This window comes from Erwinia sp. MMLR14_017 (assembly GCF_033657285.1).
Taxonomy (GTDB): domain Bacteria; phylum Pseudomonadota; class Gammaproteobacteria; order Enterobacterales; family Enterobacteriaceae; genus Erwinia.
Window position 1 is genome coordinate 111,523 of the sequence record NZ_JAWVWP010000007.1, and the last position, 15,853, is coordinate 127,375.

The window sequence follows — 15,853 nt, forward strand, 5'->3', positions numbered from 1 at the left end:
GCTCTGGTAACAGCTTACTGACGATAACCTTCAAGGAAGCGCCCAAATTTACCAATGGCCATCTCCAACTCGTGCACGTGGGGCAGCGTCACAATACGGACATGATCCGGATTAGGCCAGTTAAACGCCGTTCCCTGAACCAACAGCACTTTTTCCTGTAACAGGAAATCCAGCACCATTTTCTGGTCATCCTGCAGATTAAACTTCTTCGCATCGATGCGGGGGAACATATAGAGCGCCCCGGCGGGCTTCACGCAACTGACACCCGGAATATCGTTGATCAACTCCCACGCTCTGTTGCGCTGCTCATACAGCCTTCCGCCCGGCACGATAAACTCGCTGATGCTCTGATAACCGCCAAGCGCGGTCTGGATTGCATGCTGCGCGGGGACATTGGCACACAGGCGCATAGAAGCCAACATCTCCAGCCCTTCAATATACCCTTTTGCATGCTTTTTCGGGCCGTTGAGCACCATCCAACCCTGACGGAAACCCGCCACGCGATAGGTTTTTGACAAACCGTTGAAGGTAATGGTCAACAGGTCGGGTGCCAGCGTACCGATGGAGTGATGCTGAGCCGCGTCATACAAAATTTTGTCATAAATTTCATCAGCAAAAATGATCAGGTTATGCTGACGCGCCAGCTCTACAACTTCCAGCAGCAGCTCTTTACTGTAGACCGCACCCGTTGGGTTATTGGGATTGATAATTACAATCCCTCGCGTACGTGGCGTAATTTTCCTGCGGATGTCGTCCAGGTCAGGGAACCAGCCAGCTGACTCATCGCACAGATAGTGCACCGCATTGCCGCCGGAAAGAGAGACTGCTGCGGTCCAGAGCGGATAATCGGGGGCAGGTACCAGCATTTCATCGCCGCTATTCAGCAACGCCTGCATGGATTGCACAATCAGTTCTGATACGCCGTTGCCGATATAGACATCTTCAACCGTCATATCCCGCATGTCGCGTGCCTGATAGTGCTGCACAATTGCTTTACGGGCGGAATAGAGACCTTTTGAATCGCAATAACCCTGGGCGCCCGGCAAATTGCGGATCACATCTACCAGAATCTCATCAGGGGCTTCAAAACCAAACGGCGCTGGATTGCCTATATTCAGCTTGAGAACTTTATTCCCTTCTTCCTCAAGACGCTTTGCTTCTTTTAATACCGGTCCACGGATGTCATAACACACGTTATCCAGCTTGCCTGATTTTTCTATTGGATTCATTTCTCTCGCCTTAAACATACGCAACTGCCTTCCTGCCATGGAAAACGACCTCGCACAATGTACTCCTCTCTGTGGCGCTTTTGAAGGGCATCTCAGGGCTTTGGAGCGTTCCCGGAGGAAAACTCACCTGCCTGGCAGGAGAAAACGCAACGCCGCAGCAGGCTGGCATAATATTCTTAAACAGGAGTTTAAGGCGATATATTTAACTGCCTGGCAGGATGGTTTATCCAGACAGGAGACACGTTTCAGGAAGAAAATGATCGTTTTATGAAAGCATTTGGTAAAAATTGGTGAATTGATGAACTTTGTAACTGTCAAAAATGTCTTAATTGAGTGGTGAAAAAGCAGGCTATTTGGCTTAAGGGCTGTTCAGGCAGGCCAAAGGGGCTTGTTTAACCGATTCAGGCCCAGACAGCGCTGGAGCGTCGGCCAGCAATAAATTTTCCCAGGTAAAGGCTTACTGGAGAGGCTTTAGCCAATAAAATGTTACTTTACTGATAAGAATAATAGGATTGGGGCTTAAAAAGTAATCGACAGTATGTCAGGATAATATTCAGGGGAGCTTGCACCGGGCGTGCGGGTTTCTCAGGTGATATTAAGCTCAACTCTGTCACCGGTAAGCTTAAGCATGGCTTATCATTATTCCGCTGCCCGTGCAGCGTTCTGGACGTTCAATTTTACATGGTTGTTTTACATTAACAGCGTCATTGCCTGAGTATCAGTCAGGCTTACGGCGTCAATTGATCATTTCAGCACCGCTTGCCGCTTCTTATGGGTTAGTGCTGTATTCATTGATGATGTATCAGACGGAACAAACTGTCTTCAGCTTCACCTGCGGCCGGTGCCGGGGATATTCAGGCTGTTGAGGTTTCCATGTCTGCGAAGCAAAGTAATGCTGGACGCATTTCGTTGGGCATTATGCATTGATTATCGCTATATCCCTTTGATATGGCAGGTAATAACACCAGGGTAGCTGTTCGTAAAAAACTTATAAAGTGAAGAAAACATGACTAGTGCAAATCGTCCGATCCTTAATCTTGACCTCGATCTGCTGAGAACATTTGTTGCTGTTGCCGATCTGAATACCTTTGCTGCTGCGGCGGCTGCGGTCTGCAGAACGCAATCAGCTGTGAGCCAGCAGATGCAGCGTCTGGAACAATTGGTGGGCAAAGAGCTGTTTGCCAGACATGGACGTAACAAGTTATTGACGGAGCACGGTATCCAGCTTCTGGGCTACGCCAGAAAAATACTGCGTTTTAATGATGAAGCCTGTACCTCTCTGATGTACAGCAACATCCAGGGCGTACTGACTATCGGTGCCTCTGACGATACGTCCGATACTATTCTGCCTTTCCTGTTGAACCGCGTTACGTCCGTTTATCCCAAGCTGGCTATCGACGTCAGAGTGAAGCGTAATCCGTTTATGATGGAGATGTTGAATCAGGGCGAAGTGGATCTGGTTGTAACCACCTCCAGTCCGATGAACTTCACCTGGCAGGTACTACGCACCTCACCAACGCTTTGGTATTGCGCCGCCGACTACATTTTCCAGCGCGGGGAAGCGATTCCTCTGGTGCTGCTGGATGAGCCGAGCCCTTATCGCGATATGGCCATCGACCACCTCAATGAGGCGGGCATTCCGTGGCGCATCTCTTATGTCGCTTCGACTCTTGCGGCCGTACGCGCCGCGGTTAAAGCGGGTCTTGGCGTCACCGCCCGTCCTGTTGAGATGATGAGTCCTGAACTTCGCGTGATGGGCGCTGCCGAAGGCTTGCCTGTGCTGCCGGATACGGAATACCTGCTGTGCCGTAATCCTGAAAGCGACAACGAGCTGGCGCTGGCTATCTTCAATGCGATGGAATCGAGTAACGATCCTTATAACCTGATTACGGCCGGTCAGGACAGCGCTTCATTTACGGATGAAGATGAATAGCAGAAGATCGCTATCGATATCTTTACTGATTAATTAATATCAACTAATCAGCAAAGTGTCTCACAATAAAGCCTCTCAGTGACTTTTCTTGCTGAGGGGCTTTTTTATGCGCTTTATTCCCGTTCTGTACCGCCATTTTTACCTCAGGTAATTGCTCTTGAGTTTTAAAAATAAGCGGCAGACAAATCTGCGCCGCCCGCTTACCCAGCCTCGTGCATAAGCCGACAGTGAATTGATTTTGCGCAGGTTACAACGCTGAATTTTGCATCATAAAAGATAAAACTGTGTGCTGGATCAAAAAAATAGCCCCATTAAGGGGAAGGAAAACCCGCTGAATCCTGCGAAAATAGAGATTGTTAAAACCGCGATCCATGCAGGGAAATACCCGCTACACTTTACCACGCAGCGCTGACTGACTCGATTTAGCTGGAAAAATGCGCAACTAATGTTAAATAAATGCTGCGGGTGTAAATTAATGTGTGGATACTTTTGTCAAAGTTGACAGAAGGTTATAGAAAGGAGTAAAAAACCACATAAAATCGCTGTCTAATCAAAAAAGTCAGCAAAATTTATAAGGTTTTTTATTTTTTCCCTTGAATCGATGGGGTGGGTTAACTGCCGGAACAGAGCAGAACACCTTTCACCCCCTTGTTGAGTTAAGCAGAGCGTATGTCAACTACTTCCGACGTTATGGCCCATAACTGGGCTTTTGCTGTATTCCTGATCGTCGCTATCGGCCTTTGCTGTGCAATGCTGGCTGGAGCATGGTTTTTAGGCGGTAAAGCCCGTGGCAGGTATACCAACACGCCTTTCGAGTCCGGTGCGCCCGCAGTAGGCACCACCCACCTTCGCATGTCTGCCAAGTTTTACCTGGTGGCTATGTTCTTCGTCATCTTCGACGTTGAAGCCCTCTATTTATACGCGTGGTCGACAGCAATCCGTGAAAGCGGTTGGGTCGGCTTCGTGGAAGCCGCAATTTTCATTTTGGTACTGCTTGCTGGTTTGGTTTACCTGGTGCGTATTCGCGCGCTGGACTGGGCGCCCGCACCTCGTCGTGTGGTCGTCAAGCCAACTACTATCTCGCATTCCAACCGTCATACGCAGTAAAAGCGAGGCTTAAAGATGGACTACACGCTCACCCGCGCGGACCCGAACGGCGAGAATGACCGTTACCCATTACAAAAGCAGGAGATCGTCACCGATCCCCTGGAAAAGCACGTTCACCAAAGCGTTTATATGGGCAAGTTAGAACATGCCCTGCACGATATGGTGAACTGGGGGCGCAAAAACTCATTGTGGCCGTTTAACTTCGGCCTTTCATGCTGTTACGTTGAGATGACAACCTCATTCACCTCGGTGCATGACGTAGCGCGATTTGGCTCGGAAGTCATCCGTGCCTCGCCGCGTCAGGCTGATTTCATGGTGGTTGCCGGTACTCCTTTCACCAAGATGGCTCCGGTTATTCAGCGTCTGTATGACCAGATGCTGGAGCCGAAATGGGTGATCTCAATGGGGGCTTGCGCCAACTCCGGCGGCATGTACGACATCTACTCTGTGGTTCAGGGCGTGGACAAATTCCTGCCTGTCGACGTGTATATTCCGGGTTGCCCACCGCGTCCTGAAGCCTATATGCAGGCGCTGCTGCTATTGCAGGAGTCGATCGGTAAAGAACGTCGTCCCCTCTCCTGGGTAGTAGGCGATCAGGGTGTCTACCGCGCCAACATGCAGTCAGAGCGTGAAAGAAAGCAGGGTGAACGCATTGCCGTCACTAATCTGCGCTCGCCTGACGAAATTTAACCGCTACCCCCGCTGACGTTGCCTGTTGCCTCTGGCCATATGCAGCGTCATAAGAACCAGGTAGAGCAGTTTATGGATGTGGCCTGACTTGCAGCGCATAAAAATCACAACACGCGCACGGCCCATCCTGACGCCAATACTGAGTGCCTGCCAGCAGGCCCACAGGGTGAACAACTTATGACAGATTTGACCACGCAAGATCTCGCTCAGCCTGAATGGCAAACCCGTGATCACCTGGATGACCCGGTGATCGGCGAGCTGCGTAACCGTTTTGGGCCTGACGCCTTTACCGTACAACCTACCCGTACCGGCGTGCCGGTAGTGTGGGTTAAGCGTGAGCAGCTGCTGGAAATCACTGAATTCCTGCGCAAGCTGCCGAAACCTTACGTGATGCTGTATGACCTTCACGGGATGGATGAGCGTCTGCGTACTCACCGCGCCGGTTTACCGGCTGCGGATTTTTCCGTGTTCTATCATTTCATCTCTATTGAACGTAACCGCGACATCATGCTCAAGGTGGCGCTTTCCGAAAAAGACCTGCATGTGCCCACCCTCACCAAAATTTTCGCTAATGCCAACTGGTATGAGCGGGAAACCTGGGAAATGTTTGGCATTACCTTTGATGGTCACCCACACCTGACGCGCATCATGATGCCGCAGGACTGGGAAGGGCACCCGCTGCGTAAGGATTATCCTGCGCGCGCCACCGAGTTCGATCCGTTTCAGCTGACTAAGCAGACGGAAGATCTGGCGATGGAGCAGATGACCTTCAAGCCGGAAGAGTGGGGCATGAAGCGTGGCACCGCCAATGAGGACTTTATGTTCCTCAACCTCGGGCCTAACCACCCTTCAGCGCATGGTGCTTTCCGTATCATCCTGCAACTGGATGGCGAAGAGATTGTCGACTGCGTGCCGGATGTCGGTTATCACCACCGCGGCGCGGAAAAAATGGGTGAGCGCCAGTCCTGGCACAGCTATATCCCCTATACCGACCGTATCGAATACCTTGGCGGTTGCGTCAACGAAATGCCGTATGTGCTGGCCGTTGAAAAGCTGGCTGGCATCAAGGTGCCAGAGCGCGTTGATGTCATCCGCGTGATGCTTTCAGAGCTGTTCCGTATAAACAGCCACCTGCTCTATATCTCCACCTTTATTCAGGACGTTGGGGCGATGTCTCCGGTGTTCTTTGCCTTTACCGATCGCCAGAAAATCTACGACGTTGTGGAAGCTATCACCGGGTTCCGTATGCATCCGGCCTGGTTCCGCATCGGCGGCGTGGCGCATGACCTGCCGAAAGGCTGGGACGGCCTGCTGCGCGACTTTATCAACTGGCTGCCAAAACGTCTTAAAGCCTATGAACAAACCGCCCTGAAAAACTCCGTGCTGATTGGCCGTGCGAAAGGCGTTTCGGCTTACAACATGGAAGAGGCGCTGGCCTGGGGAACCACCGGCGCGGGTCTGCGTGCTACGGGTCTGGACTTTGACGTGCGAAAATGGCGTCCTTACTCCGGCTACGAGAATTTCGATTTCGAAGTGCCAATCGGTGATGGCATAAGCTGCGCCTACACCCGTGTGATGCTGAAGATGGAAGAGATGCGCCAGAGTCTGCGTATTCTTGAACAGTGTCTCAACAACATGCCGGAAGGGCCGTTCAAAGCGGATCACCCGCTGACCACGCCGCCGCCGAAAGAGCGCACGTTGCAGCATATTGAAACCCTGATTACGCACTTCCTGCAGGTTTCCTGGGGTCCGGTGATGCCGGCGAACGAATCCTTCCAGATGATTGAAGCCACTAAAGGGATCAACAGCTACTACCTGACCAGCGACGGCAGCACCATGAGCTACCGCACCCGTGTGCGTACGCCAAGCTTCCCGCACCTGCAGCAGATCCCGTCAGTGATCAACGGCAGCCTGGTATCCGATCTGATCGTATACCTCGGTAGTATCGATTTTGTTATGTCAGACGTGGACCGCTAATTATGCACGATCAAAGAATTGCGATCGAAACGATCGAAGATAACGAGGCCTTTGTTCTGAGTGCTTTTGAGCATGATGCCATTGAACATGAGAAGCACCATTACGAAGATGCCCGGGCCGCCTCTATCGAAGCACTGAAAATCGTGCAGAAGCAGCGTGGCTGGGTGCCGGATGGCGCGATCAATGCCATTGCCGAAGTGTTGGGCATCCCAGCCAGCGACGTGGAAGGTGTGGCAACGTTTTACAGCCAGATCTTCCGTCAGCCGGTTGGCCGTCATGTGATCCGCTACTGTGACAGCGTGGTTTGTCATATTACCGGCTTCCAGGGCATTCAGGCTGCGCTTGAAGATAATTTGAATATCAAGCCTGGCCAGACCACCGCAGATGGCCGCTTTACGCTGCTGCCGACCTGCTGTCTGGGCAACTGTGACAAAGGGCCGACGATGATGGTGGACGAAGATACTCACGTCCATCTGACGCCGGAAAATATCGCCAATCTGCTGGAGCAGTATCAATGACATTCAAACAGATCATTCGTACTGCGGAGATGCATCCGCTGACCTGGCGTATGCGCGATGACAAGCAGCCGGTCTTCTTCGACGAATACCGCAGCAAAAACGGCTACGCCGGTGCAGAAAAAGCGCTGAAAACGATGTCGCAGGATGAGATCGTGGCGGCAGTGAAAGAGTCCGGTCTGAAAGGGCGTGGCGGCGCGGGTTTCTCCACGGGACTGAAGTGGAGCCTGATGCCGAAAGATGAGTCCATGAACATCCGTTATCTGTTATGTAACGCCGATGAAATGGAGCCAGGCACCTATAAAGACCGCCTGCTGATGGAGCAGATGCCGCATCAGCTGGTGGAAGGGATGCTGATCAGCGCCTTCGCGCTGAAAGCCTATCGCGGCTACATCTTCCTGCGTGGTGAGTACATTGAAGCCGCAGTAAATCTGCGTCGCGCTATTGCGGAAGCTACTGAAGCGGGTTATCTCGGGAAAAATATTCTCGGCACCGGTTTTGACTTTGAACTGATCGTTCACACCGGCGCGGGTCGCTACATTTGTGGTGAAGAGACGGCGCTGATTAACTCACTGGAAGGACGTCGTGCTAATCCACGCTCCAAGCCGCCATTCCCCGCTTCAGCAGGCGCATGGGGCAAGCCTACCTGCGTGAATAACGTGGAAACCCTCTCTAACGTGCCGGCCATTCTGGCTAACGGCGTGGAGTGGTACAAAGGCATTTCCAGCAGCGACGACACCGGCACCAAAATGATGGGCTTCTCTGGCCGGGTGAAAAACCCGGGCGTCTGGGAGCTGCCGTTTGGTACCACCGCGCGTGAAATCCTTGAGGATTATGCGGGCGGTATGCGTGACGGCCTGAAATTTAAAGCCTGGCAGCCTGGTGGCGCGGGAACCGATTTCCTGACCGATGCGCATCTCGATCTGCCGATGGAATTTGCCAGCATTGGCAAAGCGGGTAGCCGTCTGGGCACGGCGCTGGCGATGGCTGTTGACCATGAGATCAACATGGTGTCGCTGGTGCGTAACCTGGAAGAGTTTTTTGCTCGTGAATCGTGCGGCTGGTGTACACCATGCCGCGATGGCCTGCCGTGGAGCGTAAAAATTCTCCGCGCGCTGGAGCGCAAAGAGGGTCAGCCGGGAGATATCGAAACCCTGCTGCAACTCTGCCGCCAGCTTGGTCCGGGCAAAACCTTCTGTGCGCATGCGCCAGGTGCAGTAGAGCCACTGCAGAGCGCGATTAAATATTTCCGCGAAGAGTTTGAGGCAGGTATTGCGACTCAGGTCTTCAGCAATGCGCACGCGATTGCCGGTATCCAGTCAAACCTGTTAAAGGCGCGCTGGTAAACACTGCAGATTTGAATTGATTAACGCCCGTCTCTGACGGGCCTTACGGAAGCATGTTCACTATGGCTACAATTCATGTAGACGGTAAAGAATATGATGTTGATGGTGCGGACAACCTGCTGCAGGCTTGCCTCTCCCTCGGCTTAGATATTCCTTATTTTTGCTGGCATCCGGCGCTCGGTAGCGTCGGCGCCTGCCGCCAGTGTGCGGTGAAGCAATTCCAGAATGCCGAAGATACCCGTGGTCGCCTGGTGATGTCCTGTATGACACCAGCGTCTGACGGCACCTTCATCTCTATTGATGATGGTGAAGCGAAAGAGTTTCGCGAAAGTGTGGTGGAGTGGCTGATGACCAACCACCCGCACGATTGTCCGGTCTGCGAAGAGGGCGGTAACTGCCACCTTCAGGATATGACCGTGATGACCGGCCACAGCTTCCGCCGCTACCGCTTTACTAAGCGTACGCACCGCAATCAGGATCTCGGCCCGTTCATCTCTCACGAAATGAACCGCTGTATCGCCTGTTATCGCTGCGTGCGTTACTACAAAGATTATGCTGACGGCACCGATCTTGGCGTATATGGCGCGCACGACAACGTCTACTTTGGACGTCCGGAAGACGGTACGCTGGAAAGCGAGTTCTCCGGTAACCTGGTCGAAGTCTGTCCGACCGGCGTGTTTACCGATAAAACGCACTCAGAACGCTATAACCGTAAGTGGGATATGCAGTATGCCCCAAGTATCTGCCAGCAGTGCAGCGTCGGCTGCAACATCAGCCCAGGTGAGCGTTACGGTGAACTCAGACGTATTGAAAACCGCTATAACGGCAGCATCAACCACTATTTCCTTTGCGACCGTGGCCGCTTCGGCTATGGCTACGTAAACCTGAAAGATCGTCCTCGCCAGCCGATGCAGCGTCGTGGCAATGACTGGATCGCGCTTAATGCCGACCAGGCCATGCAGGGTGCGGCGGATGTGTTGCGTCAGGCGAAAAAAGTGATCGGTATTGGTTCACCGCGCGCCAGCGTCGAGAGCAACTTTGCGCTGCGCGATCTGGTGGGAGCAGACAATTTCTCCACCGGCATTCCGGCGGCCGAGCAGGCACGCCTGGAGCTGATGCTGAAAGTGCTGCGCGACGGCGGGGTACATACGCCTGCGCTGCGTGAAATTGAAAGTTACGATGCGGTGCTGGTGCTGGGTGAAGATTTGACTCAGGTAGGCGCGCGCGTAGCCCTTTCCGTTCGTCAGGCGGTGAAAGGCAAATCACGCGAAATGGCTGCTGCTCAGAAAGTGGCAGACTGGCAGATTGCCGCCATCCTCAATATCGGCCAGAACGCAAAACATCCGCTGTTTGTGACCAACGTGGATAAAACCCGTCTTGATGATATTGCCGCGTGGACCTACTGTGCGCCGGTGGAAGATCAGGCGCGTTTAGGCTTCGCAATTGCTAACGCCCTGGATGAGACTGCCCCGGCGGTAAGCGGTATTGACCGTGCGCTGGCAGGCAAAATTGACGTTATCGTGCAGGCACTGGCGGGGGCCAAAAAACCGCTGATTATCTCCGGGGTTCACGCCGGTAGCGAAGCGATGATTCAGGCAGCGGCGAACGTAGCCAAAGCACTGAAGGGACGCGGGTCTGACGTGGGGATCACGTTGCTGGCAGGCGCAGCGAACAGCGTTGGCCTGGGAATGATCGGCGGACATCCGCTTGAGAATGCCCTGGACGAGCTGGAAAGCGGTGCAGCCGATGCGGTAATCGTATTAGAAAACGATCTCTACCGTCATGCACCAAAAGCCAAAGTGGATGCTGCGTTAAGCAACGCCGCTAACGTGATCGTTATCGATCACCAGCGCACAGCAACCACAGATAAAGCCGGGCTGATCCTCTCTACCGCAAGCTTTGCGGAAAGTGATGGCACCCTGGTGAATCAGGAAGGCCGCGCACAGCGCTTCTTCCAGGTTTACGAGCCTTCCTATTACGACGACAGAATAGAAATGCTGGAAAGCTGGCGCTGGCTGCATTCGCTCTCCAGCACCATTACCAGCCGTCAGCCGGATTGGACCCAGCTGGATCACGTTATTGATGCCTGCATTGCGGCGCTGCCGCAACTGGCTGGCATCAAGGATGCGGCACCGGATGCCAGCTTCCGTATTCGCGGTCAGAAACTGGCTCGTTCTCCTATTCGTTCCAGCGGTCGTACCGCCATACGCGCCAATATCAGCGTGCATGAGCCGCGCCAGCCGCAGGACAAGGACACCATGTTCGCCTTCTCTATGGAAGGGAACAACCAGCCGTCCGCCGCCCGTTCACAAATTCCTTTTGCCTGGGCACCAGGCTGGAACTCCCCACAGGCGTGGAACAAGTTCCAGGATGAAGTCGGCGGTAAACTGCGTAACGGCGATCCGGGCGTGCGCCTCTTTGAAGCGGGTGATGCACAACTGGGTTGGTTTGACGTGGTGCCAGCAGCCTTTGCTGGTGAGAGCAACAGCTGGCGCGTAGCGCCTTACTTCCACCTTTTCGGTAGCGAAGAGATGTCTCAGCGTTCCGCGGTGATCCAGCAGCGTATGCCTGAGCCTTATGTGATGGTGAACCCGGCAGATGCGGCAAAACTTGGCGTAAACGCCGGTTCGTCAGTGGAGTTCAGCTGCGCAGGTGAAACCCTTCGTCTGCCGGTGCGCTTCTCCGAGACGCTGCAGGCAGGGCAGGTTGGTCTGCCGCTCGGCATGCCGGGCATTCCACCATTCCTGCTGGGTGCCAACGTTGACAAGATGCAGGAGGCGGCACAATGAGCTGGCTGACACCGGAAGTTATCGATGTTCTGATTGCCGTAGGTAAAGCATTAGTGATCCTGTTGGTGGTGGTAGGCTGCGGTGCCTTTATGAGCTTCGGCGAACGCCGTCTGCTCGGCCTGTTCCAGAACCGCTACGGACCGAACCGCGTAGGCTGGGGCGGCTCGCTGCAGCTGGTCGCGGACATGATCAAAATGTTCTTTAAAGAGGACTGGACGCCACCGTTTACCGATCGGGTTATTTTCACCCTGGCGCCGATGATCGCCTTCACCTCGCTACTGCTGGCGATGGCTATCGTGCCGGTCACCTCTACCTGGATGGGCGCAGACCTGAATATCGGTCTGCTGTTCTTCCTGATGATGGCTGGTCTGGCGGTCTACGCCGTGCTGTTCGCTGGCTGGTCCAGTAACAACAAATACTCATTGCTGGGTGCCATGCGCGCCTCGGCGCAGACTCTGAGCTACGAAGTGTTCCTCGGCCTGTCGCTGATGGGCGTTGTGGCCCAGGCCGGTTCGTTCAATATGGTCGATATCGTCAACAGCCAGCAGCATCTGTGGAATGTCATTCCGCAGTTCCTGGGGTTCCTGACCTTCGCCATTGCGGGCGTTGCGGTTTGTCACCGTCATCCTTTTGACCAGCCGGAAGCAGAGCAGGAGCTGGCCGATGGTTACCACATTGAATATGCCGGTATGAAGTTCGGCCTGTTCTTCGTAGGTGAATATGTCGGCATCGTGACCGTTTCTTCGCTGATCGTGACGCTGTTCTTCGGCGGCTGGAACGGCCCGTGGCTGCCGCCCATTATCTGGTTTGCCCTTAAAACGGCATTCTTTATGATGATGTTCATTCTGATTCGTGCTGCGTTACCGCGCCCACGCTATGACCAGGTGATGTCGTTCGGCTGGAAAGTTTGTCTGCCGTTGACGCTATTGAACCTGCTGGCGACTGCCGCAGTGATTCTGTACAACGCGCAGTAAGAGGTAACATTATGAATTTAAAAGACATAGCGGTTGGGTTTGGCACCACGGTACGCAGTATCTTCCTGATCGGCATGAACGCGTTCGCCAAGCGTGAAACCATGATGTATCCGGAAGAGCCGGTTTATCTGCCGCCGCGCTATCGTGGCCGCATCGTGCTGACGCGTGACCCGGACGGCCAGGAGCGCTGCGTGGCCTGTAACCTGTGCGCCGTGGCCTGCCCGGTGGGCTGTATTTCGCTGCAAAAAGCGGAAATGCAGGATGGCCGCTGGTATCCCGAGTTCTTCCGCATCAATTTCTCGCGCTGCATTTTCTGTGGCCTGTGTGAAGAGGCTTGCCCGACCACTGCGATTCAGCTTACCCCCGATTTCGAACTGGGTGAGTTTAAGCGTCAGGATCTGGTTTACGAGAAAGAAGATCTGCTGATCTCCGGCCCCGGAAAGTACCCGGAATATAACTTTTACCGGATGGCGGGCATGGCGATCGACGGGAAAGACAAGGGCGACGCCGAAAGCGAAGCTAAACCTATCGACGTCAAGGGCTTGTTACCTTAAGGAGCCAGGCATGGAATTTGCTTTTTATCTTTGCGGACTGGTGGCGGTGCTGACAACGTTGCGTGTTATCACCCATACCAACCCGGTGCACGCGCTGCTGTATTTGATCATCTCCTTGCTGGCCGTTGCCGGAGTGTTTTTCTCGCTGGGCGCCTATTTCGCCGGTGCGCTGGAAATCATCGTCTATGCCGGTGCGATCATGGTGCTGTTCGTGTTTGTGGTAATGATGCTGAACCTGGGTGAGAGCATCCAGGCACAGGAGCGTGAATGGCTGAAGCCTGGCGTCTGGATCGGGCCTGGCCTGCTGTCGCTGGTGCTGCTGGTGGTGATGGTTTACGCCATCCTCTCTATTAACGATCAGGGTATAGACGGCAAGATGATCGACGCGAAAGCGGTAGGTATCAGCCTGTTTGGTCCTTACGTTCTGGCCGTCGAGCTGGCTTCAATGCTGCTGCTGGCGGGTCTGGTGGTGGCTTACCATATCGGCCGTGAACAGCGTCAGGGTGAAGTGTTAAGTAATCGCCCCGGTGACGCACCTAAAAGCAACAAGGAGGAACGCGCATGATCCCTCTGCAACACGGCCTGATTCTGGCGGCCATTCTGTTTGTCCTCGGGCTGACCGGCGTCGTGATCCGCCGTAATTTACTGTTTATGTTGGTCAGCCTTGAAATCATGATCAACGCTGCTGCACTGGCGTTCGTGGTGGCGGGGAGCTACTGGGGGCAGGCCGACGGCCAGGTGATGTATATCCTGGCGATCAGCCTTGCCGCTGCTGAGGCCAGTATCGGCCTGGCGCTGCTGCTTCAGCTCCATCGTCGCAGCCAGAACCTCAACATTGATAAAGTGAGCGAGATGCGCGGATGAATCTTCTCTATTTAACAGTACTGTTTCCGCTGATTGGCTTTTTACTGCTGGCCTTTTCTCGCGGCCGCTGGTCAGAAAACCTCTCTGCCACTGTGGGCATGGGCTCTGTTGGTCTGGCGGCGCTGACCACCGTTTTCGTGGGAATGGATTTCTTCAGTCAGGGTCAGGCACCTTATACTCAGGCGCTGTGGACCTGGATGCAGGTTGGCAATTTTAAGATTGACGTTAACTTCACGCTGGATGGTCTCTCGCTGACCATGCTCTCCGTGGTGACCGGCGTGGGCTTCTTTATCCACATGTTTGCCTCGTGGTACATGCGTGGGGAAGAGGGCTATTCCCGCTTCTTTGCCTATACCAACCTGTTTATCGCCAGCATGGTGGTTCTGGTGCTGGCCGATAACCTGATGCTGATGTATCTGGGTTGGGAAGGGGTCGGACTCTGCTCCTATCTGCTGATCGGTTTCTATTACACCAACCCGAATAACGGCGCGGCGGCAATGAAAGCGTTCATCATCACGCGTGTGGGTGACGTCTTCCTGGCCTTTGCCCTGTTTATTCTCTACAACGAGCTGGGTACGCTGAACTTCCGTGAGATGGTTGAGCTGGCGCCGGCGCACTTTGCAGCGGATAACCACATGCTGCAGTGGGCGACGCTGATGCTGTTGGGTGGTGCGGTTGGTAAATCTGCTCAGCTGCCGCTGCAAACCTGGCTGGCGGATGCGATGGCCGGTCCGACTCCTGTTTCTGCGCTGATCCATGCGGCAACGATGGTAACCGCAGGCGTCTATCTGATTGCCCGTAGCCATGGTTTGTTCCTGCTGACGCCTGAAGTGCTGCATCTGGTGGGTATTGTCGGGGCTGTGACGCTGGTGCTGGCGGGCTTCGCTGCGCTGGTGCAGACCGACATCAAACGCGTCCTGGCTTACTCTACCATGAGCCAGATTGGCTACATGTTCCTGGCGTTGGGAGTACAGGCCTGGGATGCGGCGATCTTCCACCTGATGACGCATGCGTTCTTTAAAGCTCTGCTGTTCCTCTCGTCCGGTTCGGTGATTTTGGCCTGTCACCACGAGCAGAATATCTTCAAAATGGGCGGCCTGCGTAAAAGCATCCCGCTGGTCTATATCTGCTTCCTGGTCGGGGGCGCGGCGCTCTCTGCGTTGCCGCTGATTACTGCAGGCTTCTTCAGTAAGGATGAAATCCTCGCCGGGGCGCTGGCTAATGGACATCTGAACCTGATGGTTGCGGGTCTGGTAGGGGCGTTTATGACTTCGCTCTATACCTTCCGCATGATCTTTATCACTTTCCACGGTGAAGAGAAAATTCACGCGCACGCAGGCAAAGGGATCACTCATCACCTGCCGCTTATCGTGCTGCTTATCCTCTCAACCTTTATTGGTGCGATGATCGTTCCACCGCTGGCAGGCGTGCTGCCGGAAACCACTGAGCTGGCGCACGGTAGCGTGCTGACCCTGGAGATCACCTCTGGTGTGGTCGCTATCGTTGGTATTCTGCTGGCGGCTGTGCTGTGGCTGGGCAAACGTACGCTGGTAAGCAATATTGCTAACAGCGCACCGGGCCGCTTCTTCAGCACCTGGTGGTTCGCCGCATGGGGCTTCGACTGGCTGTATGACAAAGTCTTCGTGAAACCTTATCTGTTTGTTGCCTGGGCACTGCAACGCGATCCGTTGAATGGTCTGATGAACATTCCGGCGCTGTTCTCCCGCCTGGCTAACAAAGGGCTGGTGGTGAGCGAAAATGGCTATCTGCGCTGGTACGTTGCTTCAATGAGCGTAGGGGCCGTGGTGGTCCTGGCGCTGCTGATGACGATCTAAAGGTTAGTGAGCGGGACGGGAAAGCCTCGTCCCTCGGCAA

At 54.2% G+C, this 15,853-nt stretch carries 13 protein-coding genes; 12 read left to right on the top strand and 1 reads right to left on the bottom strand.

Annotated features, from left to right (window positions below; translation table 11 throughout):
- Positions 1-14: 14 nt before the first annotated feature.
- Complete coding sequence (locus SD961_RS13405) at positions 15-1,229, bottom strand: pyridoxal phosphate-dependent aminotransferase (protein ID WP_318790850.1); 1,215 nt, start codon at positions 1,227-1,229, stop codon at positions 15-17.
- 1,006 nt (positions 1,230-2,235) lie between these two features.
- On the opposite strand from SD961_RS13405, the gene lrhA reads away from it, so the two are divergent.
- From lrhA to nuoL, 12 genes are all read left to right on the top strand, one after another.
- Entirely contained in the window at positions 2,236-3,162 is a 927-nt protein-coding gene (gene lrhA, locus SD961_RS13410) for a transcriptional regulator LrhA (protein ID WP_318790851.1), read from the top strand.
- A gap of 669 nt (positions 3,163-3,831) precedes the next feature.
- Complete coding sequence (locus SD961_RS13415) at positions 3,832-4,269, top strand: NADH-quinone oxidoreductase subunit A (protein ID WP_318790852.1); 438 nt, start codon at positions 3,832-3,834, stop codon at positions 4,267-4,269.
- 15 nt (positions 4,270-4,284) lie between these two features.
- A complete protein-coding gene (locus SD961_RS13420; RefSeq protein ID WP_306211584.1) occupies positions 4,285-4,959 on the top strand; it encodes a NuoB/complex I 20 kDa subunit family protein in 675 nt (224 codons plus the stop codon).
- 177 nt (positions 4,960-5,136) lie between these two features.
- Positions 5,137-6,936, top strand: coding sequence for an NADH-quinone oxidoreductase subunit C/D (gene nuoC, locus SD961_RS13425; protein ID WP_318790853.1), 1,800 nt, complete (start codon positions 5,137-5,139; stop codon positions 6,934-6,936).
- 2 nt (positions 6,937-6,938) lie between these two features.
- Entirely contained in the window at positions 6,939-7,454 is a 516-nt protein-coding gene (gene nuoE, locus SD961_RS13430; protein ID WP_306211588.1) for an NADH-quinone oxidoreductase subunit NuoE, read from the top strand.
- Entirely contained in the window at positions 7,451-8,797 is a 1,347-nt protein-coding gene (gene nuoF / locus SD961_RS13435; RefSeq protein ID WP_318790854.1) for an NADH-quinone oxidoreductase subunit NuoF, read from the top strand. Before nuoE ends, nuoF begins: the two co-directional genes overlap by 4 nt.
- A 62-nt stretch (positions 8,798-8,859) precedes the next feature.
- A complete protein-coding gene (gene nuoG, locus SD961_RS13440) occupies positions 8,860-11,586 on the top strand; it encodes an NADH-quinone oxidoreductase subunit NuoG (RefSeq protein WP_318790855.1) in 2,727 nt (908 codons plus the stop codon).
- Positions 11,583-12,560 (top strand): NADH-quinone oxidoreductase subunit NuoH, encoded by a 978-nt coding sequence (nuoH, locus tag SD961_RS13445; RefSeq protein ID WP_318790856.1) that lies wholly within the window; start codon positions 11,583-11,585, stop codon positions 12,558-12,560. The genes nuoG and nuoH overlap by 4 nt, the downstream gene beginning before the upstream one ends.
- An 11-nt stretch (positions 12,561-12,571) precedes the next feature.
- A complete protein-coding gene (gene nuoI, locus SD961_RS13450; RefSeq protein WP_306211595.1) occupies positions 12,572-13,114 on the top strand; it encodes an NADH-quinone oxidoreductase subunit NuoI in 543 nt (180 codons plus the stop codon).
- Positions 13,115-13,124: 10 nt separating this feature from the next.
- Positions 13,125-13,679 carry an NADH-quinone oxidoreductase subunit J gene (gene nuoJ, locus SD961_RS13455; RefSeq protein ID WP_318790857.1) on the top strand — a complete coding sequence of 185 codons (555 nt, stop codon included), beginning with the start codon at positions 13,125-13,127 and terminating at the stop codon, positions 13,677-13,679.
- A complete protein-coding gene (gene nuoK / locus SD961_RS13460) occupies positions 13,676-13,978 on the top strand; it encodes an NADH-quinone oxidoreductase subunit NuoK (protein WP_306211598.1) in 303 nt (100 codons plus the stop codon). The genes nuoJ and nuoK overlap by 4 nt, the downstream gene beginning before the upstream one ends.
- Entirely contained in the window at positions 13,975-15,813 is a 1,839-nt protein-coding gene (gene nuoL, locus SD961_RS13465; RefSeq protein ID WP_318790858.1) for an NADH-quinone oxidoreductase subunit L, read from the top strand. The genes nuoK and nuoL overlap by 4 nt, the downstream gene beginning before the upstream one ends.
- The last annotated feature ends 40 nt before the right edge of the window (positions 15,814-15,853 follow it).